The following is a 23,619-nucleotide window of genomic DNA, read 5'->3' as shown; positions in this document are numbered from 1 at the left end:
GGCGATGACACTCGATACCATCCTGATCGCCAATCGCGGCGAGATCGCCTGCCGGATCATCCGCACCCTGCGCGCGATGGGCCTGCGCAGCGTCGCGGTCCATTCGCAGGCGGACGCGGGCGCGCCGCATGTGGTCATGGCCGACGCGGCGGTCGAGATCGGCGCCGGTCCCGTCGCCGACAGCTACCTCGACGGCGCGAAGATCATCCACGCCGCGCAAGAGGCCGGGGCGCAGGCGATCCACCCCGGCTATGGCTTCCTGTCGGAAAACGCCGATTTCGCCCGCGCGGTGGGGCAGGCGGGCCTTGTCTTCATCGGACCCACGCCCGAGGCGATCGAGGCGATGGGCAACAAGGCCGGGGCCAAGCGGCTGATGGGCGGGGCCGGCGTTCCCTGCTTGCCGGGCTATGAGGGGGCCGATCAATCCGATGCCGCCCTGATCGCGGCGGCCGGGCAGATCGGCTTTCCCCTGATGGTCAAGGCGGCGGCGGGCGGCGGCGGGCGCGGCATGCGCCTTGTCCACGACGCCGCGCACTTGCCCGAGGCGCTGACCCGCGCCCGGTCCGAGGCGGAAAACGCCTTTGGCTCGGACGAGCTGATCCTCGAACGCGCGCTGCTGCGGCCGCGCCACGTCGAGATTCAGGTTTTCGCCGACAGCCACGGGACTTGCCTCCACCTGGGCGAGAGGGACTGCTCGGTCCAGCGCCGCCATCAGAAGGTGGTGGAAGAGGCCCCCAGCCCCGCCGTGACGCCAGAGCTGCGCGCGGCGATGGGCGCGGCGGCGGTGCAGGCCGCCCGCGCGGTGGATTATCGCGGCGCCGGCACGGTGGAGTTCCTGCTGGACGAAGACGGGGCCTTCTACTTTCTCGAAATGAACACCCGGTTGCAGGTCGAACACCCGGTGACCGAACTAGTCACCGGCCTCGATCTGGTGGCGCTGCAAATCGCCGTGGCGCGGGGCGATGCCCTGCCTATCACCCAGGACGAGGTGCGCCTCTCCGGTCATGCCATCGAAGTGCGCCTCTATGCCGAGGACCCGGCAAAGGATTACCTGCCCGCCACCGGCCCGGTCACGCTCTGGCACCCGGCCGAAGGCGTCGGCATCCGCGTCGACGCCGGGATCGAGACGGGGATGGAGGTCTCGCCCTTCTACGACCCGATGCTGGCCAAGATCGTCGCCCACGGGGCCACCCGCGCCGATGCGCTCGCGCGGCTGATCCGCGCGGTCGAGGAAACCGTGTTGCTCGGCACCGTGACCAACACCGAATTCCTTGCCGATGTTCTGCGACAGCCCGCCTTCGCCGGGGGAGAGGCCACCACCGCATTTCTGGTCGAAAGCTACCCACAGGGGTTTGCCGCCGCCGCGCCGTCGCCGGATGAGATCGCGCTGGCCGCCGTGCTCTTCATGGAGCGCGACCGCGCCGCCGCGCTGGCCCGCGCAGGGCATGTGCCCGCCGACCAGCTCGGCTGGTCCAGCACGCCGCTGTTGCCGCGCGATCTGGCGCTGCACTTCGGCGGGGAGACGCTGACCTGCCGTATCGCCGCCGCGCCGGATGGCTGGCGGGTCTGGGCGGGCGGATCCGAAGTGTACGTTTTGATCGAAAAAATGTCCGAAACCTCGCTGCGCGCCCGTATCGGCGGCCGCCGCCATAACGTGACCCATGCCGGGGCAGGAGAGGTTCTCCACCTTGCCCGGGGCGCGCGGCGGCTGACCTTTCACCGGCCCGGGGCCGGGCGCGACGATGCCGCCGGCGCCGCCAGCGGTCATGTCGCGGCGCCGATGCCGGGGCAGGTTCTGTCAGTTGCGGTGGCGCCCGGCGACCGGGTGGCGCGCGGCGACACGCTGGCGGTGCTGGAGGCGATGAAAATGCAGCACCAGATCGCCGCCGCCACCGCCGGCACCGTGATCGCGGTGCATGTCGCGCCCGGCGCCCAGATCGCGGGCGGCGACGCGATGATCGAAATCGAACCGGAGGAGTAACATGCAGCAGGCGCAGGATTTTCTCGACGAATGCGAGGCGCTGGCGGCGGCTCTGGCCGATCTGCCCGAGGCGGACTGGACCCGCGCCACCCAGTTCAAGGGCTGGCGGGTGAACGACGTGATCGTGCACCTTTATTTCTGGAACCGCGCGGCGGATATGTCGCTGACCGATCCGGCGGGCTTCGACGCCCGGATCGGCGCGGCGCTGCCGGAGATGATGGAACGCGGCATGCGCCCGGTCGAGAATGCCGCGATCGGCGAACGGGGCCGCGCCCTCTATGATGCCTGGCGGGCGCAGTATCGCGACATGGCGGCGCGCTGGGCCGAGGTGGACCCGAAGACCCGGGTGAAATGGGCGGGGCCGGAGATGTCGGCGCGCTCCTCGATCACCGCACGGCAGATGGAGACCTGGGCGCATGGGCAGGAGATCTTCGATTTGCTGGGGGTGGCGCGGCAGGACGCCGACCGCATCCGCAACATCGTGGTGCTGGGGGTCAACACCTTTGCCTGGTCGCACAAGGTGCAGGGGCATGAGGTGCCGGACCAGATGCCGCGCCTGCGCCTCACCGCGCCCTCTGGGGCGATCTGGGAGTTTGGCGATCCAGCCTCGCCCGATCTGATCGAGGGGGCGGCGGCGGACTTCGCCCGGGTGGTCACCCAGACCCGCAACATCGCCGATACCGCGCTCAAGGTCACCGGGCCGGTGGCGACCCGCTGGATGGAAACCGCGCAATGTTTCGCCGGCGGGCAGGAGGCGCCGCCCGAGCCCGGCACAAGGTTCACGGCCGCAAAAGGCTAAACGATAGGCATACTGCGCGACCGGCTTGTCATCGCGCCGCGCCGCGCCCTAGGATCGCGGCGTGCGAGGGGAGGAAAACCGCATGATCGAATTCGAACGCCCGTCCGGGGCGGACCATACCCGTGCGACCGTGGTGGATCTGGTGCGCGCGGCGGCGCGGGACAAACCGGCGGCCGAGGCGCTGGTCTGCGGCGCGGCACGGCTGAGCTGGGCGCAGTTCGACGCTCGCATCAACCGGGTCGCCAACGCGCTGCTCGCCGGGGGTATGCAAAAGGGCGAGCCGGTGGCGATCCTGTCGCCCAACTCGGCGGCCTATGCGGAGCTGTTCATGGGCATCCTGCGCGCGGGCGGCTGCGTGACGCCGTTATCCACCATGGCCTCGCCGGCGGCGCTTGCCGGGATGCTGGCCGATTGCGGTGCGCGGCTGCTGTTCCTGGCCGAGGCCTACAGGGAGCTGGCCGAACAGGCCATTGCCGCTCTGCCGCTGCGGGTGGTGGCACTGGATTTCGAGCCAGCCGAGGGGGACGATTACGAGGCGCTGCTGGCGGCGGCCCCGGACCATGATCCGCTGATCCCCATCGACATGACGGACCGGTTCAACCTGATTTATTCCTCCGGCACCACCGGCACGCCCAAGGGCATCCTGCACGACCACGGGCTGCGCGCGGCGCAGATGGACCGGATCGCGCTCAGCGGCTACGACAGGGATGCGCGGACGCTGTTGTCGACGCCGCTTTATTCCAACACCACAATCGTGTCGTTCCTGCCGACGCTGGCGGGCGGCTCCACCGTGCATCTGATGGCGAAGTTCGACGCCCGCCGCTGGCTGCAGATTGCCGAGGCCGAGCGGATCACCCACACCATGCTGGTGCCGGTGCAGTACAAGCGCATCCTCGACGTGGAAGATTTCGACGACTTCGATTTGAGCGCGCTGCGCTTCAAATGGTCGACCTCGGCGCCGCTGCGGGCCGATGTGAAGCGCGATGCGCTGGCCCGCTTTCCCGGCACCCTGACCGAGCTTTACGGGCTGACCGAGGGCGGCGGCATCACCATGCTGGCCGCGCATGAACACCCCGACAAGCTGCACACCGTCGGCCAACCCGCCCCGGGCAGCGAGATCCGGCTGATCGACGATCAGGGCCGCGAGGTCGCGCCGGGCGAGGTGGGCGAGATCGTCGGCCGCTCGCCCACCATGATGGCGGGCTATTTCGGGCGCGACGACCTGACCGAGGACTATCTCTGGCGCGACGATCAGGGCCGGGTGTTTTTCCGTTCCGGCGACATGGGGCGGTTTGACGAGGACGGCTTCCTGATCCTGTCGGACCGCAAGAAGGACATGATCATTTCGGGCGGGCTGAACATCTTTGCCGACGATCTGGAACGGGTGCTGCTGGACGACCCCGACGTGGTGGACGCCGCCGTGATCGGCGTGCCGTCCGAGCAGTGGGGCGAGACGCCGCTGGGCCTGGTGGTGTTGCGCGCCGGTGCGGCGCGGGGCGCGGACGAGATCCGCGCGCGCGCCAACGAGGTCTTGGGCAAGAGCCAGCGGCTTTCGGTGGTTGAGATCCGCGGGGCGCTGCCGCGCAGCTCCATCGGCAAGATCCTCAAGCGCGACTTGCGCGCGCCATACTGGGTCAGACAACCGGCCTGAGAAGGGCCAGAGAGGGGACAGACGATGAGAAATCTGGATGGAAAGCGCGCCTGGATCACCGGCGGCGGCACCGGCATCGGCGCGGGCGCCGCGCTGGCGCTGGCCGATGCGGGGGCGCAGGTGGTGGTCTCCGGCCGCCGGCTGGAGCCGCTGCAAAAGGTGGTCGACCTGATCGAGGCGGAGGGCGGGCTGGCGCGCGCCGAGCTGCTCGACGTCTCCGATACCGATGCGGTCGCCGCAGCGGCGGAGCGGATCGGGCAGGTGGATATCCTGCTCGCCAATGCCGGGCTCAACGTGCCCAAGCGCGCGCTTTTCGAACTGAGCGACGAGGACTGGCGCACGGTCGTCGACGTCAATCTCAACGGCGTGTTCCATCCGGTGCGCGCGGTGTTGCCGGGGATGAGGGCGCGCGGCGGCGGTCAGGTGATCCTGATCTCAAGCTGGGCCGGGCGATACCCCGGGCGGCTCACCGGCGCGGCCTATAACGCCACCAAACGGGCGGTGATCGCGTTGGGCGAATCCATCAACGAGGAGGGCGGCGCGCACGGCATCCGCGCGACCGTGATCATGCCCGGCGAGGTGGCGACCGAGATCATGGATAAACGCCCCATGCCCCCCAGCCAGGCCGAGCGCGCGCGCATGTTGCAGGTCGATGATCTGGCCGCGACCGTGCGCTTCGTCGCCGAGATGCCGCCGCACGCCTGCATCAACGAGGTGCTGATCTCGCCCACGCACAACCGGTTCTATCAGGGCTTTGAGGAAATGTGAGGCGCTGAGCGGCCGGGCGCGGTGCGTCAGGTGCGGCGGACAGGGTCTGGCGCGGCAGGGCTTGCATTGCCTGGCCCTGATCAATTAGGAAAAAAGCGTTCATATTTGGATGACCTGAGGGGCCGGCCATGACAGACAGTGACAGCGCGCAAAAGCCCGGCCCGGACTATTCGGTGCCGCCGGTGGAACGCGCGCTGCGCCTTCTGCGTCATATCGCGGCGGGGAACCGGTGCCGCAATTCCAGCCAGACGGCCAAGGACATCGGCATCAACCGCACCACGCTGATCCGGCTGCTGGCGACGCTGGAGGCCGAGCGGATGATCGAACCCCTGCCCGAGGCGGGGGGCTATCGGCTGGGCACCGGGCTGATCGCGCTGGCCTCCGAGGCGCTGAACGAGCGCGGCATCATCCCGACCGCGCGCCCGGTGCTGCGCGAACTGGTCAAGACGCTGGGCCTCTCGGCGCATCTGGGGGTGCGCGAGGGGCGCGAGATCGTCTATCTGGCGCGGGAAACCCCGGTGTCGCACCTGGCCAGCACCGTGCGCGAGGGCACCCGCCTGCCAGCGCATGCCACCACGATCGGGCGCATCCTGCTGGCCGATCTGACGCCCGCCGCGCTGCGTGCGCTCTATGCCGGCAAGGCGCTGGAGGCCTATACCGAAAAGACCCGCACCACGCTGGAGGAACTGCAAAGCCAGCTCGAGGCGGACCGCGCCCGGGGCATGTCTTGGAGCGTGGCGAATTTCGAGCCCGAGATCGGCTCGGCGGCGGTGGCGGTGCACGATCATCAGGGCCACGCCATCGCCGCGATCAACGTCACCGGTCATGCCAGCGCCTTTGCCGAGGGCAGCCCGATGGTCGCGCGGATCGAGCCTGCGCTGAAGGCCGCCGCGCGGGACATATCCGAGGCGCTGGGCTATCGCGGCTGGTCGGCCGATCAGATGTAGGCGCGCGGCCCGCTCAGAAATAAGTATAGCCGAACGACATGCCGAAATCGCCCGAGCCAAGCGCGGCATTGCCGCGCCGCGCGTCGCGCAGCCACAGCCGCCCATGCACCTGGGTATCGGTCAGGTCGGTGCCCTCGGGCAGGCGCGCGCCCTGACACCACAGTCCGCCCAGCCATTCGCCGCCGCGGAAACTGACCGTCCCGCGCGCCGCGATCCCCTGCAGCGAGACATTGCCATAGCAGACGCTGTCCGAGAAATCCGCGCCGGCCTCGAACCGGGCATCGTCGAACCGCCCGATGCCGCGAAACTCTGCCCGCCGGAACCCGGCCGGGCCGGAAAAGCGGCTCTGCTCGAACCTTGCGTCGTTCATGAACAGCGCGCCGTCGAACCGTGCCGGGCCGCCGAAGCTCACGCCGCGCAACCAGCTCAACCCGTCGAACCGCGCCCCGCGCGCGTCGATCCCCTGCGCAAACCGCGCGCCCGAGAAATCCACCCCGGTCAGCGCGCAGCCCGCCAGATCCAGCGGCCCGTCGCAGGTGATCCCGCGCAGGTCGACATATGCGCCATGCCGCCAGGGCACGGTAAGGCGGTCGCGGATCTCCTGCGGGGTCATCAGGCGGCCTCGCCCAGCGCCGCGCCGGCCAGCGCGATCACCTCTTCGGCCCAGGGAAAGGCCAGATCCTCGGCCATGTCGGCGCCGGAGGCGTCATGCGCCACCCGTTCGCCGATCTGATGCGCGCCATGCGCCTGCATCAGCTCGGCCAGCTTTTTCGGCCCGTGGTTGAAGGTCTCGTCATATTCGCTGTCGCCGAGACCGAAGATGGCGAAATGCAGCGCCGAAAGGTCCGGCTGTTCCGCCGCCATCGCCTCGGCAAAGGGCTGGGCCGAGGCCGGCAGCTCGCCGTCGCCATAGGTCGAGCAGACCAGCAGAAAAAGGCGGGAGGCATCGAAATCGGACGGCGCCATGTCCGACAGGTTGAGGCAATCGACGTCGTGCCCGCCCTCCAGTTCGGACTGGATGTCCTCGGCCAGCATCTCGGCATTGCCTGTCTCGGTGCCGTAGAGAATGGTGATCTTCATTGCGGGGTCTCCTGGTGGCGGGCGAGGCGCAACATCTCCTCGCGGGTGGTGATCTTGGCGCGGCAGCGTCCCTCGGGCGCGGCCTTGATCTCATGGGCATCGATCCGGGTCCAGCCGGTGTAATCCACCGCCTGCGCCAGACCGGCCAGCGCGGCGCGGCCGGCTTTGGCGGGATCGGGGGCAAGCTGGTCCAGAATGCGCGCCGCCAGCGCCTGTGCGTCGGCGCGGTTGTCGGGGATGGTGCCGCGCGGGCCGCGCCGGAACCAGCCGGTGGCATATAGGCCGGGGGCCAGCGCGCCGGCCCCGGCGTCGGTCGCATCGGCCAGCAGCGCCTCGCGCGGCAGATCGCCCGAGGGGCCGAAGCCGATCGCGGTCAGCACCGAGGTGCAGGGCACCACCTCCTCGCCCGCGTCTGTGGCGAAACGGACCGCCTCGACATGGCTGTGCCCCACAACGGCGACCGGCGTCAGGCCAAAGCGGAAGGTGACCCGGCGCGGGCCGGTGGCGATGCCATCCAGCGCCTGCACCGCGTCGATTTTCTTCTGTTCCGCCGGATCGTCGCTGGACCCCGCGCCGAGCACGCGGATGCTGACGCCCGAGAGCTTCGCCAGTTCCTTGATCATCACCGTGTCGAACTTGGCCTGCGCGGCGGGCGAACGGCCGGCGATGGTGATCTCCTCGATGCCGCTCTGTGCCAGCCAGCCGGTGGCGACAGGGCCGAGGTCCGATCCGTCCAGTTCTCCGGGTTGTTTGGCCAGCAGCCGCAGCAGGTCGATGGCGACATTGCCGTTGCCGACAATCAGCGGGCGCGGGCCGAGGCCGGGCAGGCCGCCGGCGTCGGGGTGGTCATAGAGCGCGCGGGTCAGCGTTCCGGCGCCGTGAACGCCGGGCAGATCGGCGCCGGGAATGCCCAGCGGGCGGTCCTGGCTGAGGCCCGCGGCCAGCACCACCGCGTCATAGGCCCCCCGCAGCGCCTCCAGCGTGATGTCGCGGCCCAGTGTCACATTGCCGAAAAACCGCGCGCCCTGCCGCTCGAACACGCGGGCGAACTGCCGCGCCACACCCTTGGTGCCCTGATGGTCGGCGGCCACGCCATAACGGACAAGGCCATAGGGCACCGGCAGCCGGTCGATCAGATCGACCTCCAGCCCGGGCGCCGATTTCAGCAGCGATTGCGCCAGGAAACAGCCCGAGGGGCCGGCGCCGACGATTGCGATCTTGCCTGCGGTCATAGCCCCTCCACGGTCGCGGCGGCCCAGGGATGCATCTGGCCGGTGAGATCGGTGTAAACGCTTTTCTGCGCCATATAGGCGCGCAGCCCCTGACGGCCCTTTTCACGGCCCACACCGCTGTCGGCCTCGCCGCCGAAGGGGGTGGAGATCGAGAACTGCTTGTAGGTGTTGTGCCAGATGGTGCCGGCGTTCACCGCCCGGCCGACGCGCCAGGCCTTGGGGAAATCGCGGGTCCAGATGCCGCAGGCGAGGCCATAGTCGTTGTCGTTCGACAGCGCGATCACCTCTTCCTCATCCTCGAAGGGCATCACCACCAGCACCGGGCCGAACACCTCATCGCGGCAGATGCGGTCGGTGTTCTTCACGCCCGCGAGGATGGTGGGCAGGTAATAGCTGCCCTTGGCATAAAGATCGCCATCGGGGGCGGCACCGCCGCACAGAAGCTGGGCACCCTCGGCGATCGCGCGGGCGACGTGATCGGCCACCTCGGCCCGGTGGTCCATGTGGATCAGCGGCGCCACCTGGGTCGCCGCGTCGAACGGGTGGCCGACCTTCAGCCGCTTGGTCGCCGCCACCAGCCGCGCGACGAATTCGTCGTAGATCCCCCGCTGCACGAACAGCCGCGATCCGGCGATGCAGCTTTGCCCGGAAGATGAGAAGATGCCGAACAGGATCCCGGCCAGTGCCTGATCCATATCGGCGTCCCCGAAGACGATGGTGGGGGATTTGCCGCCCAGTTCCAGGCTGACCGGCATCAGCTTGTCGGCGGCCTTGCGCGCCAGGGCGCGCCCCGTGGTGGTGCCGCCGGTGAAGCTGACCTTGGCGATGCCCGGATGTTCGACCAGCAGGTTGCCGATCTCGCGCCCCGAGCCGGGCAGCACCGAGAACAGCCCCTTGGGCAGGCCCGCCGCCTCGACGATACGGGCCAGCTCCAGCGCGGTCAGCGGCGACCAGGAGGCGGGCTTGAGGATCACCGCGTTGCCTGCGGCCAGCGCCGGGGCGACCTTTTGCGCATCCGAGGCGATCGGCGAATTCCACGGCGTGATCGCGGCCACCACCCCCAGCGGCTCATGCACCGACAGGGTCAGCGCGGTGCCGCGCTGGGCCGTCAGATCCTCGTCCATCGTCTCGGCCACCGCGCCGAAATAGCGGAAGGTGCCGGCGGCGGAGGCGGCCAGCGCCGCGGTCTCGCGCAGCGTCTTTCCGGTGTCTCGGCTTTGGATGCGCGAGATGCGGTCGATGTTCGCCTCGATCCCGTCGGCGATGGCATAAAGGTATCGCGCCCGTTCGTGCGGTTTCAGCCCGCGCCAGGCCGGATCGGCCTGCGCCGCCCCGGCCCGCGCGATCGCCTCGATCCCATCGGCGCGCGAGGCGCCACGCAGCACCCGGTTGACGCTGCCATCGGCGGGAAACACGGAGGTGATTTCATCCCCGGTCCCGGCCTGCCACTCGCCCGCAAGGAAAAGCCGGCCGTCCGGCATTTCGTCAAAGCTCATATCCGTCATATTGCCACCACTGCCATGCGGTTCCGGACCTCGCGCAAGACCGAGTAGACCGTGGACACGCTGGTTTTCGCATTGCCCGCCGAGGGCAGGTTTTCGATTTCCATCCGATAATTCGCCACCGGCGAGCGCACCTCGTAGCTGTGCATATTGCCCGCCGCCGCCGGGTCGGCGATCAGCTCGACCCGCGTCGCCTCGAACCCGGCGCCCGCCAGCGCCAGCGTGGCGGCGACATTGGCGTTCTTGGGATAGTCCCGCGCCGCCTCGCGTGCGCTGCCTTGGAAGAACACCCTGCGTTCGGTGAGCGTATCCAGATCCAGCGCCGCCTCGGCCGGGGTTCCGGCCCAGGCGCGGGGCGGCTTGCTGCCGCGATAGATCACCTCCAGCCCCCCCGCAGGCGCCAGCGCCGCCAGAAGGTCGATACCGCCCACCGCGCCGGCGGGCAGAATGATCCGGGCGCCGCCCTCGGTCGCGGCGGCGCGCAGAGAGGCCTCCAGCGCCGCATCGGACATCGCCCCGACCGAGACCAGGACCAGGTCCACCCCGGCGCGCAGGATCGCGGGCACATGCGCCGCGACGCCGCCGTGCCCGGCGCATTCCACCACCAGATCGGGCGCGCAGCCCAGCAGCCCGGCGGCATCCTCGACCACCGTCGCCGCCCCGGCCAGCGCCGGAACGTCGGCGGCATCGGCCGCGATCCGGGCGCGCACGGTCGCGCCGCTGCCCGGCCGCGCCAGCACCGCCAGATGCGCCGGGCGCACGCCGGTCCGCTCAAGCAGCCCCAGCAGGGTCGCGGCGATATTGCCGTATCCGATCAGGCCAAGCCGCATTTGCTCACTCCGCCTTCTGCGCCGCGCCGGCGGGCGGGCCGGCAAAGGCCTCGGAAAACGGGCCGATGGCGCACATGTCCACCTCGATCAGCTGCGGCCCTCCGGCGGCAACCGCGGCGTCCAGCGCGGCGGCGAAATCGGCCACATCCGCCACCTTGCGGTGCGGCAGGCCGATGGCGGCGCAGAAGGTGCCGAACTCGGGCACGCGCAGCGCCGAGAAGTGGCGGCGGCTGTCATATTGCGCGTCCTGGATATTCTGGATCACGCCATAGGCCTGATCGTTCATCAGCACATAGACCAGCGGCGCGTTCTCCTCGACGGCGGTGATCGCCTCGGCCAGCCCCAGCATGGTGCCGCCATCGCCCAGCAGGGTGATCGCCCTTGTGTCCGGCGCGCAGGCCAGCGCCGCGCCGATCCCCATCGCCACCCCCTGCCCGATGCCGCCGCCCAGCGCATGCACACCCTGTTTCGGATCGGTGAGGCGCACATAGCGGTTGCCAAAGGTGGAGTTCGAGATGGTCACGTCGCGCACCCAGATGTGCCCCTCTTGCGAGACCTTGTCGCTCAGCGCATCGGCCACCACGCGATAGGGGCCAAGCTGATCGCGCAGCCGCCCCTCGGCCTCGGCCCGGGCGCGGGCGATGTCGAAACCCAGGTTCGAGTCGGTCGCCAGCTTCTCCGGCAGCCGGTCCAGCAGCCGGCGCAGGGTGTCGGCGGCATCGCCATGGACAAAGGCGTCGACCGGATAGTTGCGCCCGCCCTGGCCCGCGTCGGCGTCGATCTGCAACAGCGGGCGCGGCAGCGACAGCTTGTTGTTGCGGGTCTCGTTGCCGCGCAGGCGCGAGCCGACCACAAGCATCAGGTCGCAACTGTCGTAGAGCGCGGCGGCCTCGGGGCCCATGTTGAAGGCGCCCAGCGTCGCCGGCTCCTCCTCGGACACCACGCCGCGCCCGTTGGTCGAGGTCACCACGCCGGCGCCGCGCCGCATCAGCTCGGCCGCCTCGGCAGCGGCCCCGCGCGCGCCGCCGCCCAGCCAGATCAGCGGGCGCTTGGCGGCCTGCAGGTATCCGGCCAGCTCGTCGATCATCGCGTCGGAGGCGCGCGGCAGCACCGGTGCGGCCGGATGCAGACGGGCGGCCGAGGCGACCGGACTGCGCTGCACATCGACGGGAATTTCCAGGCTGACCGGCCCTGTGGGGGCGGACAGCGTGGCCGAGATGGCCGCGTTCAGCGTGCCGATGGCGCCGCTGGCGTCCCACATGCGGAACACCGCCTTTGAGATGCCGCGCAGCATCTCGGCCTGTTTCGGCACGTCATGGATCGGCGCGCGGTCGCGGTCGGCAAGGTTGGTATCGACCTGGCTGGTGATGTGCAGAACCCGGCTGCCCGCAGTCAGCGCCTCGGCCTGCGCGCCCGCCGCATTGCCCGCCGCCGTGCCGGTGGAGGTGAGGCACACCCCCAGCCCGCCCGAGGCGCGGGCATAGGCGTCGGCCATGTTCATCGCGCCGGCCTCGCCGCGCGCCGGCACGAACCGGATGCGCCCCTGCCGCGCCACCGCGTCGAGGATCGGCATGTTGTGAATCGAGATGACGCCGAACATCGTCGTCACTCCGATATCGGCCAGCGCCCCCGCGATGAAATCGCCGACGGTCGCGGCCTGTTGGATCTGTTCGTATTTCATGCCCACGTCCCTGAATGTCCTTAAATGTGCCGGTTCAGCCCGCCCGATACGTCGAGCTGGGCGCCGGTGATGTAGCTGGCCGCGCGCGAGCCGAGAAAGGCGATGGCGTTGGCGGCCTCTTCGGCGTCGCCCAGACGGCCCAGCGGGATGCCCTTGCGCCGGGCCAGATCGCGATACCAGTCCTCGCGGCTGACACTCTGATCCTCGCGCGCGGCGAACCGGCGGGTCCACTGGCCCGAGCCGATCAGCCCCATCAGGACCGAGTTCACCCGCACGTCGGGGGCCAGTTCCTGGCTCAGCGATTTCAGCATGTTCTGAACCCCCGCCCGGGCAGAGGAGGTACAGACCATGTGGCTTTCCGGCTGGTAGGCCAGCAGCGAGTTCACCGCGACGATGGCGCCGCTCGCCTCCTTCAGCATCGGCAGAAAGGCGCGGATCGGCAGCACCTGGCTGAAGATCTTCAGCTCGTATTCCTCGCGCCAGTCCTGGTTGGTGGTGTCGGCAAAGGTCGACTGCCGGCCCTGACCGGCGTTGTTCACCAGAAGATCGCAGCGCCCGAAGGTGTCGCGCACCTTGTCGGCGAAGGCGTTGACCGCCGCCTCGTCCAGCACCGAAAAGGCGTCGGTCAGCACCCTATCCCCGCCAAAGTCGCGGCGCAGCACCCCGGCGACATCCTCCAGCCGGGATTCGTTGCGCGCGCAGAGCGCCACCTTGGCGCCCGCACCCAGCAGCACCCGCACCGTGGCCAGCCCGATCCCCGAGGAGCCCCCGGTGACCACGGCGACCGCGTTGTCATAGCCGAGGTTCATTCCGCCGCCCCCCGGTTGGCCTTGCGCAATTCGGCAAAGCCCGGATCGGGCCGCCCCTGCATCACCGCGCGCTGCGCCGGGGTCGGCTGACCGGCGGTCATCCACAGATCCATTTTTTCCGGCACGTCGCGCGGCCAGACCTGCGCCTCGTGGGTGACCTCGTCGATCTGCTGCACCTCCGAGGTGAACTCGATCACGAACCCCGAGGGCGAGACGAAATAGGCGAACGGGTTGTTGCCCGGCCCGTGACGGCCCGGCCCCCAGGTGGGCACATGCCCCTTCTGCTTCATCCGCCCGATCGAGCGCATGAACTCGTCGATCGAGGGCAGCTCGAAGGCGACGTGGTTGACGCTGGGATAATGGGCGCGCACCAGCGCGATGGCATGGTGATCGGACGAGCAGCGCAGGAACACCATCTGGTCGGCGGAATAGTCCGACACCCGAAACCCCAGAACCTCCTCGTAAAAGCTTTGCACGCCCTCCATGTCCGGCGTGTTCAGCACCACATGGCTGACCTTGCGCGGCATCGCCCATTCGCGTTCGGCGTCGAGCGCGCGGGCGTCGGTACGGAACCGCAGGCGGCGGTTGTCGGGATCGAGCAGCTCGAAGCCATAGCCGCCGGGCCAGTCGTCGAACTCCGCCGGCGCGCCCAGCACATCGGCGCCGCGCGCCATGGCCTGCGCGTGCAGCGCATCCATCGAGGCCCGGTCGGGCATCGAGAAATGGACATATTCGATGCCAAAGACATCCCCCTCGGTCAGCCCGTAGAGAAAGGGTTCGGTCCCGGTGCCGCGCAGATAGGCGGTGCCGTCGGTCCTGTGCGCCAGTTTCAGCCCCCACATGTCCTGGTAAAAGGGCAGGGTGTCAGGCAGGCCGGGGCCGCGCATCATGATGCCGCGCAGGCCCCCTGTTCGTATGGTCTCGGTCATCCTGTTGTCTCCTCCGGTTCCCGCGCGTCACGCCGCGGGTTCGGGTGTCAGCTCCAGCGCGGCGGCGAACCGGGCCGGGGCCTGTTGATAAAGGGCGTGCCCGGCCTCGGGCAGCAGGGTGAAGCGCCCGCGGGCGGCGGCGCGCAGGGCGTCATGGGCGCGGCGGGCGCCGTCGGGGGGCGTCACCCGGTCCTCGGCGCCGACGATCACATCGGTGGGCACCGACAGCCGCTCGGCATCGTCCAGCAGCCGCCCCGAGGCCAGCATCCGCGCCGCCTGGCCATAGCCGGGCAGGGTGACCCGGGACATGCCGGCACGGACCAGCTCCAGCGCCTCGGGGTTCTGCTCGGGCGCGTGGACCAGCCGTGCGGCGCGGGCCTCGGCCAGCGCCGCGGCGCCCAGCCGCTCCAGATCGTCGATGCGCGATTGCGCCGCCGAACTCAACTGACCGCCGCGCGGCACCCCATGGCCCAGCGCCGGCGCGGCGAGGGTCAGTCGCGCCACCCGCTCGCGCCGGGCGGCGGCAAAGCTTGCCGCCATCAGCGCACCCAGCGAATGACCCAGCAGCATCACCCGGGGCAGGGCCAGCGCATCCAGAAACCGCTCCAGCGCGCGGGAATAATCGGCGGCCACCGGCCAGTCCTGCGCCAGCGGGTCGGAACCGCCGTAGCCCGGCGCGTTCCAGGCGATCACCCGCAGCTCTGGCGCCAGGAACGGCAGCAGCGGCGTGAACGAGGCCGCCTGAGAACCGATCCCGTGCAGCAGCACCAGCGCCGGCCCTTCGCCGGGGCGTTCGAGATACTCGATCCCGACCGCGCTATGGGTCTGCCAGCCGGTCATTTGAACACAAAGCCGTTGTTGACCGGCAACACCTGCCCGGTCAGCGCCAAGGCCCCCTCGCTCAGCAGGAAGGCGATCACATCGGTGATCTCGCCCGGCCCCTGCGGCCCCGGCACCGCGCGGCCCTCGGAATAAAGGCGGTGGCGCGCCTCTGGGACGTATTCGGTGCTCTCGGTGGTCAGAATCCCCGGCGCCACGGCGGTCACGCCGACCCGGTCCGGTCCCAGTTCGCGGGCCAGCGACCGGGTCATCGCCATCACCGCGCCCTTGCTGGCGGTATAGGACAGTAGGTTCGGCGCGCCCCAGAGCGCGGTGTCCGAGGCGACGTTGACCACCCGCCCCGAGCCGCTGGCGCGCAGCATTGGCGCGCAGGCCCGAGTCATCAGCCAGGTGCCGCGAACGTTGACGCGCTGCACCAGATCCCAGGTGTCGATGTCGATGTCTTCGAAGCCGATGCCGCCGATGCCGGTGGCGATGGCGCCGTTGTTCACCAGCCCGTGCAGCCCGCCGCCGGTCCGCTCGGCGACCGCCGCCCCCAGCGCCGCGATCGCCGCCGGATCGCCCAGATCGACGGGCAGAAACGCCGCCCCGACCTCGGCCGCGGTTGCGCGCCCCTCGTCCTCGGCGACATCGGCCAGGATCAGCCGCGCGCCCTGGGCGGCGAGGCCGCGGGCGATCTCCGCCCCCAGACCCCGCGCCGCGCCGGTCAGCAGGATATGCCGGTCGTTCAGCATGCTCACTCCGCCGCGACCGTTTGCTGTTTCAGCTCAGCCTCGATCTGCGCCTTGGCGGCGCGGGTCAGCACCTGGCGGATGCGGCTGACGCCGAGGTCATGCTGATACAGCATCTCGCGCTTGCGGGCATCGTCGGGCATGCCTTCCAGCATCACCCGGTCCTGCTCCAGCACGTCCCAATGGGTCTTTTCCATCTTGGCGCGATAGAGGAACCGCCAGCTTTCGCGGGCCAGCCCCTCGACCTGGCGCATCCGCCAGAAGAACACCTTGGTGGTGTGCTCATCCATCGGCGTCGCAAAGCCGATGATGCGGAACACCCCGCCCGGGCCCGCCGCCGCCGGATAGGGGATTTCGAGGAAACAGAACATGTCGCCCGGATAGACCTCGAACTCGGTCCAGTCGAAATTCGCGCCGGTCTGGCCCACGCGCTCGATGCGAAAGCCATGCTCGGTCTTGTCGAGCTTCATCAGATCCTGCTTGGATCCAAAGGCCAGCGTGAAGCTTTCGGCATGCAGGTAGCAGCCGTGCATCGGGTCGGCCAGGTTGTCGAGCGCATAGCGATAGTTCGCCTCCCACACCGAGGTGCACAGGAACCCCGCCCAGGCGTCGTCGTCCATCACGTCGGGCATCACCAGTTCCGGCGGCTCGGGCTGATCGACCGAGGGGATATAGACAAAGACCGCGTCGTTGGTCTCGGTCACCGCATAGGATGTCAGCGCCTTGCGTCCCTCCAGGGCGCATTCGGGCATGGCCGGCACCCGCACCACGACGCCGTCGCCATCGACGACCACCCCGTGATAGCGGCAGCCGATGTTGCCCTCGTGGATCTCGCCATAGCTCAGCGGCGCACCGCGGTGCGGGCAGAAATCCTCGATGCAGCGCAGCTTGCCGGCGCCGTCGCGCCACAGCACGATCTTTTCGCCCAGCAGCCGGGTGCCATAGGGGCGGCTGGTCTTGACCTCGACCGATTTGCAGATCGGGTACCACTGGCCGCGCAGGCCCTCGTTCACCCGTTTTTCGATCAGGGTTTTCTTGTCGATGGCAGTCATTTCTTGATCTCCCTTTTGGGTCATCCGCCGGGCCTAGCCATGGGCCTTGGGCAGGTAGTGCAATACGCGGTCCTCGATGCGCACCAGCGCGCTGTAGAGGACGAAACCGATCACGGTCAGCAGGACGATGGCGTTGAAGACCATCGCGGCATTCGCCTGGCCGCCGCCGTAGGAAATGAGATACCCCAGCCCGGTGTTGCCGCCGACCAGCTCGCCGACGGTCACGCCGATCACCGCCAGGGTCGAGGCGATGCGCAGACCGGCCATCAGGTTGGGCAGGGTCGAGGGCATCTCGATCTTCCAGAAGATGCCCAGACGGCTGAGGCTATAGGCGCGGGCGAGGTTGATCAGGTCGCGGTCGACGGTGCGCATCGCCTGCAGCACGTTGACCAGCACCGGAAAGAACACGATCAGAACCGTCACCAGCAGCTTCGGCACCGAGTTGTAACCGAACCACATGATGAAGAGCGGGGCGAAGGCGACCTTGGGCGCGATCTGCAGCGCCAGAATATAGGGCGAGAGCACCTTTTCCCAGAACGCCGACATGCCCAGCAGATAGCCCAGCGTGGCGCCCAGCAGGCTGCCGATGGCAAATCCCAGCAGGGTGTACAGCGCCGTGGACAGCGTATGCGCGGTGAGCCCGTCGTAGAGCCACATGCGCTTGAGTTCGAACAGGCAGTCGGTCAGCGTCGGGATGATGTACTTGGGCACGTCCAGCGCCGTCGGCAGGTATTGCCAGGCCAGCAGGACCAGGGCCAGCAGGCCAAGGCTTGCGACGGTTGTTTTCAGGCGGTGGTCCATGCGCGGTCCCCCGGGGTTCGCCGGTTTTCGGGTGACGGCCGGGGCTTTCGCCCCGGCCTGGGTTGCAGTCGCGTCGGTCATTTCACGAAGGCGTTGGTATAAAGATCCTCGACCGGCACCGCGGTGCGGACGATCCCGGCGTCGAGATAGAATTTCTGCACCTCGGCGATCCGTGCCGGGTCAAAGGCGCCCAGCGGCTGGTTCTCGCTCTCGGGATAGATCAGCGTGGAATAGGCGCGCAGGATGCCCTCGACTTGGGCCTCCTTGCCGGAATGCTGCGGCACGAAAGAGACGTAATCCTTTGCTGCCTGCGCCGAGTCGGCGTTGATGTCGCCGATCGCCTTGAGGACCGCCTGCACAAAGCCGCGCACAACCTCGGGGCGCTCGGCGATGGTCGCGTCCGAGGCGATGATCGCCTGCGCCATGGCCGGGAACACGCTGTCGACCGGGATCTGTTCCATCTTGACGCCGGCGCCCTCGATGGCGGCGATCCATTCGGGTACGCCGGACAGCGCGTCCAGCTTGCCCGCGATGCTCAGCTGGATGATGCCGCCCGGGCCGACCGCCTGGATGTCGACGTCATCCTTGCTCAGGCCGACCGAGGCGAGCACGCCCAGCAGGTTGTAATAGGTGGTGTCCTGGAACGACAGCACGCCGATCGACCTGCCCTTGAGGTCGGCGGGGCCGGTGATGCCGCTCTCGGCGCGCCAGGCCAGTTGCGTCAACCCGCGTCCGCCCAGCAGGCCGACGCCTTTGATCTTGAGCCCGTTGGCGCGCACGATGATCGGCGTGTCGCCGATGCCGCCGCCCAGATCGGCATTGCCCAGCGCCACCTGGGTCGCCACATCGGCGCCGCCCTTGCCGACCTGAAAGGTCACGTCAAGGCCGGCGGCGTCGAAATACCCCTTGCCCTTGGCAAGCTGGAACGGCGCGAAGGCCGGCAGAAAGTCAGGGGCGGGGAACAGATAGGTTACCTTGTCGGTGGCCAGCGCGGCGGTCGCCGAAAGGGCGAGCGCGGCGGCGGCAATGGTTCTGAAAATACTGTGCTTCATCTTGATTCTCCCGGTTGTCAGGCTGCTTTTTCTTCGAGTTTGAGGTGCTTGAAGAGCTGCGCGGCATAGTCGCTCACCTCCGGCAGCACCCGGCGTTTGATCGGCTCGTTGCGATGCGGCAGGTCCACCTTGATCTCGGCGATGATGGTGCCGGGCCGCTCGCTCAGGACCAGGATGCGGTCCGACATCAGCACCGCTTCGGCCAGATCGTGCGTGATCAGCAGGGTGGTCTTGCCGGCCTCGGCGATGGTCTTGGCAAATGAGTTCTGCAACAGCAGCTTGGTCTGCGCGTCCAGCGCCGAAAACGGCTCGTCCAGCAGAATGATCTCGGGGTCGATGGCCAGCGTCCGCGCCAGCGCCGCGCGCTGCCGCATTCCGCCCGAAAGCTGATAGGGATATTGCGTTTCGAACCCGTCCAGATGGCAATGCCTCAGCTCGGCTATGGCGCGCGCGCGGCGTTCCGCCCGCGGCACCCCACGCGATTCCAGCCCGAATTCGATGTTCGAGATGATGGTGCGCCAAGGCAGCAGAAGATCCTTTTGCAGCATGAAACCCACATGCGCGTTGGGTCCGTCCACCCGCGTGCCGCTGACCAGAACCTCGCCCTCGCTGGGCTGATACAGGCCGGCGGTCATCGACAGGATGGTGGACTTGCCGCAGCCTGAGGGGCCGACCACCGAGACGAACTCGCCCTCGTCGACGCGAAAGCTGACGCCCGAAACCGCGGTCAGCGGGGTGCCGGCATTGGTCGGAAAGACCTTGGTGACCGCGCGGAACTCAAGCGCCATAACCGTTCGCCTCATAGGCGGCGTCGAGGTCGGCGTTGATGGCGGTCAGCTCCTCGGCCAGCAGCGCCTCGGTCCAGTCCGTGCGGCCGGAGATCGGGGCGGTCACCTTCTTGTCGGCGAGCGCACTGGCGACGGCGGAGAAATCATGGGTGCCGGAGCCGTAGATGTCCATCAGCGCCTCGGCCAGCGTGGCCTCCTCCGCGCTCAACGCGCGCCCCTGACACTGATTGGCAAGTGCCGGGCGGCCGGTGTCGTGCGCCTGTTGCGACAGCTTATCCTTGAATGCGTCCATGTGCCCTTTCCCTCTCTGTCATGATCAGTGTTCATATTTAAACACTGTGTTCACAAATAGATTGGCCCGTGAAAGGACATCGAGTCAAGAATTTTTCCGGCTGCTATCGGGGCCATGGCGCCGGCCCGCGAGGGGCGTCGGCAACATGCTGAAATTTCGGACAAGTTTCATATATGACCGTGCGGTTAAATAATGAACAGCCCCGGTCGTGGAGGTCTGAAAGAGAATCAGGGGGGATCGGCCCCGCCGGTGATGGGGCGATGGCGCCCGGCTCCGGCGTCCGCGCCCAACCGGAAAATCGCTGTCCGCGCGCTTTCGCCGACCCGGCCACCGCGCCGGCCTGCCTCCGTCGGATCGACGCAGCGGCGCGGAGGTCGGAAAAATGGGCGCCACGCGGGCGCCCTCTCAGATCGGGAACCGGCCCCTCAGGCGGCGGCGTAGACCACGCCGTCCTCTTCGGCCTGGCCGATCACCGTCCAGACCGTCGCCGGGGCGGCGGAGTCGTTGCGGAACCAGTGCTTGCGCCCCGCTGGCGTCTTGACCAGATCGCGCGGACCCAGCTCGACCTCGACGGTCTCGCCATTCTCCTCCCAGCCCACGGTCAGCGAGCCTTCGAGTACCAGGACCGCATCCTCGACCGGCCGCACAAAGGGTTTGACGCCCACACGCGACGGCACCCCCCACATCTCCTTGCGGCAGGTGTCGTTGCCGATCCCGCCGGCCCCGACATAGACCTTGCGGGTGAATCCGGCATCCTCCCAGATCGTCGGCTGCTCATGGTGGCGCACCACATAGTCCGCCATCAGCTTTTGCAGCGGATGCGCGCCGTTGCGGTCGAATTTCATCGTCTTGCCCGGCTGCGCGCCAAAGGTGCGCGCCAGTTCCGGCGCGTGATCCTTGGGGTGATAGTGATAGACCGGCGGCAGCGGCTTGCCCACATCGACCGAGATTGACATCAGCACCGGCTCGACCCCGTCGACACGGAACCCGTGGCCGATCTCGCGCGCGTTCAGGATCATGTCCTTGGGCCCCAGATTGACTTCGACCACCTCGCCGTCCTTCTCCCAGCCGACGATCAGTGTGCCGTCGATGATCAGAAAGCTTTCCTCGATCTCATGGGAATGGCAGGCGGCGTATTTGCCCGGCTCCTTGTAGATCAGGCTCAGGGTGAAGTGATCGGGCTTCAGCGTGCTGGTGTCGCCCACCTTGGGCGAGCCGCCGGCGCCGATATAGCGCATCTGCGCGCGGGCCAGCTCGTCGAATCCGGCATTCGACGGAAAGGCGTTCCAGTCGAATTCCTTGTCGGTAAAGCGGCCGGTATGCGCCTTCAGCTCATCGGCCAGGGTGGAAGCGGTGGTCTGGATGTTCATGGCGAGTCCCTTTTCTGTCGCACGTCCTGCAACGGGTCTATCCGCCGATTGTTTTGCAGGCTATATAGTGTTTCATGGATAAAACATCTGACGAGCCGCTTTCGGAGGACCGCTATATCGTTCCCGGCCTCGTGCGCGGGCTCCGGGTGCTTGGCGCCTTCTCGCCCGAACGCAAGGAAATGACGCTGTCCGATCTTGCGCGCGAACTGGGGCTCAGCCGCTCCGCCGCCTTCCGCACCGTCTATACACTGGCGCAGATGGGCTACCTTTTGCAGGATCCGCGCGGCAAGAGCTACAGCCTCGGCCCCGCCGTGCTGCGTCTCGGCTATGGCTATATGGCCACCCGCGAGCTGGTCGAGATTGCGCTGCCCGAGCTTGAGCGCCTGCGCGACGAGACCGACTGGTCCACCCATCTGGGGGTGCGCGACGGCGACCGGGTGCTCTATCTTCTGCGGGTGCCCTCGCGCATGGGCATGGGCAGCATCGTCCACGTGGGCAGCCGCCTGCCGGCGGCCAGCACCACGATGGGGCGCGTCCTGCTCGCCGATCTGGACGAAGAGACGGTGATCGCACTCTACCGCGACCGGGGGCAGGCGGCGGCGCCGGGGCGCGCGCTGCGCGACCAGGGCGAGGTTCTGGCCCAATGGCGCCGCGACCGCGACAGCGAAACGGTCCAGCAGATCGGCAGTTTCGAGGCCGGCATCGCCTCGGTCGCCGCCCCGGTGCGCGACATGTCGGGCCGGGTGATCGCGGCGATCAACGCCACCATAGCCAGCGAGGGCAATGGCGCGGTCCCGCCCGAGATCCGCGCGGCGGTGCGCCAGACCGGCCTGCGCATCTCCCGCCTGCTGGGCGGGTAGGGCGCGCGGGACGAAGGACCGTGTCGGGGATGGAAGGCGTCTGTCGCAGACGCCTTCCAGAATCGTTTACGCCGCCGGCATCGCCATTTTCCAGGCCATGGCCCCGGACGGGTCGTGCAGGTATTCCTCATCAAGGAGAAATCCATAGCGTTCGTAGAACGGACGCCCGACGGCGTTGTCCCGGAAAACCTCGACCCGCAAGGGGCCTTTCAGCCGGACGGCATGATCCACCAGCGATCGTCCGAAGCCTTTGCCGACGTGCCCCGGATCCAGGAACAGCCCGCCGATTTCAGTGCCGATGAGGGCGATGAACCCCAGCGGATCGCCGTCCTCTTCCAGCACCCATGTCTCGGCGTTCGGCAGGTAGATCGCGCGCATGTCGGCGGCGACCCGGGCGACGAACTCCGGTGCCAGAAACGGATGGGCCAGCGCATTGGCCCGTCGCCAGATCGCGATCAGCGCGTCGGTGTCGCTGGTCCGGTATTTTCTGATGGTCATCTCAGTATCTTCTCTTGTCTTGTCGCTGCACGGCGCGGATCAGCTTGCCAAGGGATTTGTCCTTGGATTTCCGTTCGGCCAGGCTGGCTGAGTTGTGGGCCTCTTCGTTCATCAGCTTTCGCCACCGACCGAGCCGTGACGCCGCGATTGTGCCGGCCTCGACAGCGGCCAGAACGGCGCATCCCGGTTCCGTCATGTGCCGGCAATCGTTGAACCGGCACTGTGCCGAAAGGCCGCTGATGTCCGAGAAAAGATCGTCGATCCCCGCGGCCGCGTCGGTCAGTTGAAGCTCGCGCATGCCCGGGGTGTCCAGAACCACGCAGCCGCCGGACACCACATGCAACTGACGCCGCGTGGTGGTGTGGCGTCCCTTGGCGTCGTCCTCGCGGATCGCCCCGGTCTCGATCGACAGGGTTCCCGCCAGCGCATTGACGATGGTCGATTTTCCCACGCCGGACGACCCCAGAACCGCGACGGTCCTGCCCGGCGCGCACCACTCGGCCAGCTTTTCCCTGGGCTCGGTCCCGCGCGCATCTATGGTCACGACCGGAACCAGCTCGGACACGCCGCGCGCGGCGGTCACATAGCGCTCGACATCGCCGCAAAGGTCGGCCTTGGTCAAAACGATCACCGGGGTGATCCCGGCCTCAAGGGCCAGCGCGACATAGCGTTCCAGCCGGGCGACGTTGAAGTCCTGATTGCAGGACGACACGACAAAGATGGTGTCGATATTTGCCGCGATCAGCTGAACCCGCCGATCCGTGCCCGGTGCGCGCCGCTTGATCAGGCTCTTGCGCTCAAGGATCCGGCTTGTCTGTGGCGCCGCGGGGTCAAGCAACATCCAATCCCCCACTGTCGCCTCGGGATTGGGCGGAAGGGTCAGATCCAGACCGTCGCCGACAACATGCAGCCCGTTTCGATGCACCTCGGTGACGCGGGCGGGCGCCGTCGCCGTCAGATCGTCAACGCTGATCTGCTGGGCGAAAAAAGGCTGCCAGCCGAATGTGTCGATGGTTGAAAATGTGCGCGTCGCGCTGGTGCCGCCCGGACTTGGCGGCAGGAATTCGGAATAGTCCCGTCTCATTGGGGATGACTTTCATGTCGGGGTCGCAAGCATCGCTTCGAC

Annotated in this window: 23 protein-coding genes and 1 pseudogene; 6 read left to right on the top strand and 18 right to left on the bottom strand. The window is 68.3% G+C overall.

Annotated elements, in window-relative coordinates; translation table 11 throughout:
- Window positions 1-4 precede the first annotated feature (4 nt).
- The 5 genes from E1832_RS20900 (at window position 5) to E1832_RS20880 (ending at window position 6,146) form a co-directional block, all read left to right on the top strand.
- Complete coding sequence (locus tag E1832_RS20900) at window positions 5-1,981, top strand: acetyl/propionyl/methylcrotonyl-CoA carboxylase subunit alpha (protein ID WP_133361724.1); 1,977 nt, start codon at window positions 5-7, stop codon at window positions 1,979-1,981.
- Window position 1,982: 1 nt separating this feature from the next.
- Window positions 1,983-2,780 carry a TIGR03084 family metal-binding protein gene (locus tag E1832_RS20895; protein ID WP_133361723.1) on the top strand — a complete coding sequence of 266 codons (798 nt, stop codon included), beginning with the start codon at window positions 1,983-1,985 and terminating at the stop codon, window positions 2,778-2,780.
- A gap of 82 nt (window positions 2,781-2,862) precedes the next feature.
- Complete coding sequence (locus E1832_RS20890; RefSeq protein ID WP_133361722.1) at window positions 2,863-4,431, top strand: class I adenylate-forming enzyme family protein; 1,569 nt, start codon at window positions 2,863-2,865, stop codon at window positions 4,429-4,431.
- A gap of 24 nt (window positions 4,432-4,455) precedes the next feature.
- Entirely contained in the window at window positions 4,456-5,199 is a 744-nt protein-coding gene (locus E1832_RS20885) for an SDR family oxidoreductase (protein ID WP_133361721.1), read from the top strand.
- A gap of 128 nt (window positions 5,200-5,327) precedes the next feature.
- On the top strand, window positions 5,328-6,146 hold the full coding sequence (locus E1832_RS20880) for an IclR family transcriptional regulator (RefSeq protein WP_133361720.1): 819 nt from the start codon (window positions 5,328-5,330) through the stop codon (window positions 6,144-6,146).
- 13 nt (window positions 6,147-6,159) lie between these two features.
- Here E1832_RS20880 and E1832_RS20875 read toward each other — a convergent pair whose 3' ends face one another.
- From E1832_RS20875 to E1832_RS20800, 16 genes and pseudogenes are all read right to left on the bottom strand, one after another.
- Complete coding sequence (locus E1832_RS20875) at window positions 6,160-6,759, bottom strand: pentapeptide repeat-containing protein (protein ID WP_133361719.1); 600 nt, start codon at window positions 6,757-6,759, stop codon at window positions 6,160-6,162.
- Entirely contained in the window at window positions 6,759-7,226 is a 468-nt protein-coding gene (locus tag E1832_RS20870) for a flavodoxin domain-containing protein (RefSeq protein WP_133361718.1), read from the bottom strand. Before E1832_RS20870 ends, E1832_RS20875 begins: the two co-directional genes overlap by 1 nt.
- Window positions 7,223-8,458, bottom strand: a complete 1,236-nt coding sequence (locus E1832_RS20865; RefSeq protein WP_133361717.1) for an FAD-dependent oxidoreductase — start codon at window positions 8,456-8,458, stop codon at window positions 7,223-7,225. The genes E1832_RS20870 and E1832_RS20865 overlap by 4 nt, the downstream gene beginning before the upstream one ends.
- Window positions 8,455-9,954 (bottom strand): aldehyde dehydrogenase, encoded by a 1,500-nt coding sequence (locus tag E1832_RS20860; protein ID WP_133361716.1) that lies wholly within the window; start codon window positions 9,952-9,954, stop codon window positions 8,455-8,457. The genes E1832_RS20865 and E1832_RS20860 overlap by 4 nt, the downstream gene beginning before the upstream one ends.
- A gap of 5 nt (window positions 9,955-9,959) precedes the next feature.
- Window positions 9,960-10,790: an aspartate dehydrogenase gene (locus tag E1832_RS20855; protein WP_133361715.1), complete on the bottom strand. Its 831-nt coding sequence runs from the start codon at window positions 10,788-10,790 to the stop codon at window positions 9,960-9,962.
- Window positions 10,791-10,794: 4 nt separating this feature from the next.
- A complete protein-coding gene (locus E1832_RS20850; RefSeq protein ID WP_133361714.1) occupies window positions 10,795-12,471 on the bottom strand; it encodes a thiamine pyrophosphate-binding protein in 1,677 nt (558 codons plus the stop codon).
- Window positions 12,472-12,491: 20 nt separating this feature from the next.
- The gene (locus E1832_RS20845) at window positions 12,492-13,280 is read right to left on the bottom strand and encodes an SDR family oxidoreductase (RefSeq protein WP_133361713.1); all 789 of its coding nucleotides are present in this window, start codon (window positions 13,278-13,280) and stop codon (window positions 12,492-12,494) included.
- Window positions 13,277-14,209, bottom strand: a complete 933-nt coding sequence (locus tag E1832_RS20840; protein WP_133361712.1) for a VOC family protein — start codon at window positions 14,207-14,209, stop codon at window positions 13,277-13,279. Before E1832_RS20840 ends, E1832_RS20845 begins: the two co-directional genes overlap by 4 nt.
- A 27-nt stretch (window positions 14,210-14,236) precedes the next feature.
- Window positions 14,237-15,049 (bottom strand): alpha/beta fold hydrolase, encoded by an 813-nt coding sequence (locus E1832_RS20835; RefSeq protein ID WP_133361711.1) that lies wholly within the window; start codon window positions 15,047-15,049, stop codon window positions 14,237-14,239.
- Complete coding sequence (locus E1832_RS20830) at window positions 15,046-15,783, bottom strand: SDR family oxidoreductase (protein WP_133361710.1); 738 nt, start codon at window positions 15,781-15,783, stop codon at window positions 15,046-15,048. Before E1832_RS20830 ends, E1832_RS20835 begins: the two co-directional genes overlap by 4 nt.
- A gap of 2 nt (window positions 15,784-15,785) precedes the next feature.
- Window positions 15,786-16,832, bottom strand: a complete 1,047-nt coding sequence (locus E1832_RS20825; protein WP_133361709.1) for a Rieske 2Fe-2S domain-containing protein — start codon at window positions 16,830-16,832, stop codon at window positions 15,786-15,788.
- A gap of 33 nt (window positions 16,833-16,865) precedes the next feature.
- Window positions 16,866-17,633, bottom strand: a complete 768-nt coding sequence (locus E1832_RS20820; protein ID WP_206021085.1) for an ABC transporter permease — start codon at window positions 17,631-17,633, stop codon at window positions 16,866-16,868.
- A 77-nt stretch (window positions 17,634-17,710) separates the two neighbouring features.
- Window positions 17,711-18,685: an ABC transporter substrate-binding protein gene (locus tag E1832_RS20815; RefSeq protein WP_133361707.1), complete on the bottom strand. Its 975-nt coding sequence runs from the start codon at window positions 18,683-18,685 to the stop codon at window positions 17,711-17,713.
- A 286-nt stretch (window positions 18,686-18,971) separates the two neighbouring features.
- Window positions 18,972-19,473 (bottom strand): annotated as a pseudogene (locus tag E1832_RS20810) (ABC transporter ATP-binding protein); the annotation flags it as partial.
- Window positions 19,463-19,765: a recombinase-like helix-turn-helix domain-containing protein gene (locus tag E1832_RS20805; RefSeq protein ID WP_133361705.1), complete on the bottom strand. Its 303-nt coding sequence runs from the start codon at window positions 19,763-19,765 to the stop codon at window positions 19,463-19,465. The gene E1832_RS20805 and the pseudogene E1832_RS20810, both read right to left, overlap by 11 nt.
- A 425-nt stretch (window positions 19,766-20,190) precedes the next feature.
- On the bottom strand, window positions 20,191-21,135 hold the full coding sequence (locus tag E1832_RS20800) for a cupin domain-containing protein (RefSeq protein WP_133361704.1): 945 nt from the start codon (window positions 21,133-21,135) through the stop codon (window positions 20,191-20,193).
- Window positions 21,136-21,209: 74 nt separating this feature from the next.
- Here E1832_RS20800 and E1832_RS20795 point away from each other — a divergent pair, with 74 nt between their 5' ends.
- Window positions 21,210-21,995 carry an IclR family transcriptional regulator gene (locus tag E1832_RS20795; protein WP_133361703.1) on the top strand — a complete coding sequence of 262 codons (786 nt, stop codon included), beginning with the start codon at window positions 21,210-21,212 and terminating at the stop codon, window positions 21,993-21,995.
- A gap of 66 nt (window positions 21,996-22,061) precedes the next feature.
- On the opposite strand, the gene E1832_RS20790 is transcribed toward E1832_RS20795, so the two are convergent.
- Entirely contained in the window at window positions 22,062-22,493 is a 432-nt protein-coding gene (locus tag E1832_RS20790; RefSeq protein ID WP_133361702.1) for a GNAT family N-acetyltransferase, read from the bottom strand.
- Window position 22,494: 1 nt separating this feature from the next.
- Window positions 22,495-23,577 (bottom strand): ribosome small subunit-dependent GTPase A, encoded by a 1,083-nt coding sequence (gene rsgA, locus E1832_RS20785; RefSeq protein WP_133361701.1) that lies wholly within the window; start codon window positions 23,575-23,577, stop codon window positions 22,495-22,497.
- Between the last annotated feature and the right edge of the window lie 42 nt (window positions 23,578-23,619).

Source organism: Antarcticimicrobium luteum (genome assembly GCF_004358185.1).
Lineage (GTDB): Bacteria > Pseudomonadota > Alphaproteobacteria > Rhodobacterales > Rhodobacteraceae > Antarcticimicrobium > Antarcticimicrobium luteum.
Note: the sequence above shows the minus strand (reverse complement) of the source record. Positions and strands in the feature narration are given on the sequence as shown.

What these genes read in the sequence shown, in the direction of transcription:
- E1832_RS20815 (WP_133361707.1), bottom strand. Translation starts at nt 18,685, where the DNA reads ATGAAGCACAGTATTTTCAGAACCATTGCCGCCGCCGCGCTCGCCCTT.
- E1832_RS20865 (WP_133361717.1), bottom strand. Translation starts at nt 8,458, where the DNA reads ATGACCGCAGGCAAGATCGCAATCGTCGGCGCCGGCCCCTCGGGCTGT.
- E1832_RS20900 (WP_133361724.1), top strand. Translation starts at nt 5, where the DNA reads ATGACACTCGATACCATCCTGATCGCCAATCGCGGCGAGATCGCCTGC.
- E1832_RS20850 (WP_133361714.1), bottom strand. Translation starts at nt 12,471, where the DNA reads ATGAAATACGAACAGATCCAACAGGCCGCGACCGTCGGCGATTTCATC.
- E1832_RS20845 (WP_133361713.1), bottom strand. Translation starts at nt 13,280, where the DNA reads ATGAACCTCGGCTATGACAACGCGGTCGCCGTGGTCACCGGGGGCTCC.
- E1832_RS20890 (WP_133361722.1), top strand. Translation starts at nt 2,863, where the DNA reads ATGATCGAATTCGAACGCCCGTCCGGGGCGGACCATACCCGTGCGACC.
- E1832_RS20860 (WP_133361716.1), bottom strand. Translation starts at nt 9,954, where the DNA reads ATGAGCTTTGACGAAATGCCGGACGGCCGGCTTTTCCTTGCGGGCGAG.
- E1832_RS20805 (WP_133361705.1), bottom strand. Translation starts at nt 19,765, where the DNA reads ATGGACGCATTCAAGGATAAGCTGTCGCAACAGGCGCACGACACCGGC.
- E1832_RS20835 (WP_133361711.1), bottom strand. Translation starts at nt 15,049, where the DNA reads ATGACCGGCTGGCAGACCCATAGCGCGGTCGGGATCGAGTATCTCGAA.
- E1832_RS20855 (WP_133361715.1), bottom strand. Translation starts at nt 10,790, where the DNA reads ATGCGGCTTGGCCTGATCGGATACGGCAATATCGCCGCGACCCTGCTG.
- E1832_RS20840 (WP_133361712.1), bottom strand. Translation starts at nt 14,209, where the DNA reads ATGACCGAGACCATACGAACAGGGGGCCTGCGCGGCATCATGATGCGC.
- E1832_RS20825 (WP_133361709.1), bottom strand. Translation starts at nt 16,832, where the DNA reads ATGACTGCCATCGACAAGAAAACCCTGATCGAAAAACGGGTGAACGAG.
- rsgA (WP_133361701.1), bottom strand. Translation starts at nt 23,577, where the DNA reads ATGAGACGGGACTATTCCGAATTCCTGCCGCCAAGTCCGGGCGGCACC.
- E1832_RS20880 (WP_133361720.1), top strand. Translation starts at nt 5,328, where the DNA reads ATGACAGACAGTGACAGCGCGCAAAAGCCCGGCCCGGACTATTCGGTG.
- E1832_RS20790 (WP_133361702.1), bottom strand. Translation starts at nt 22,493, where the DNA reads ATGACCATCAGAAAATACCGGACCAGCGACACCGACGCGCTGATCGCG.
- E1832_RS20875 (WP_133361719.1), bottom strand. Translation starts at nt 6,759, where the DNA reads ATGACCCCGCAGGAGATCCGCGACCGCCTTACCGTGCCCTGGCGGCAT.
- E1832_RS20885 (WP_133361721.1), top strand. Translation starts at nt 4,456, where the DNA reads ATGAGAAATCTGGATGGAAAGCGCGCCTGGATCACCGGCGGCGGCACC.
- E1832_RS20795 (WP_133361703.1), top strand. Translation starts at nt 21,210, where the DNA reads ATGGATAAAACATCTGACGAGCCGCTTTCGGAGGACCGCTATATCGTT.
- E1832_RS20870 (WP_133361718.1), bottom strand. Translation starts at nt 7,226, where the DNA reads ATGAAGATCACCATTCTCTACGGCACCGAGACAGGCAATGCCGAGATG.
- E1832_RS20830 (WP_133361710.1), bottom strand. Translation starts at nt 15,783, where the DNA reads ATGCTGAACGACCGGCATATCCTGCTGACCGGCGCGGCGCGGGGTCTG.
- E1832_RS20800 (WP_133361704.1), bottom strand. Translation starts at nt 21,135, where the DNA reads ATGAACATCCAGACCACCGCTTCCACCCTGGCCGATGAGCTGAAGGCG.
- E1832_RS20820 (WP_206021085.1), bottom strand. Translation starts at nt 17,633, where the DNA reads ATGGACCACCGCCTGAAAACAACCGTCGCAAGCCTTGGCCTGCTGGCC.
- E1832_RS20895 (WP_133361723.1), top strand. Translation starts at nt 1,983, where the DNA reads ATGCAGCAGGCGCAGGATTTTCTCGACGAATGCGAGGCGCTGGCGGCG.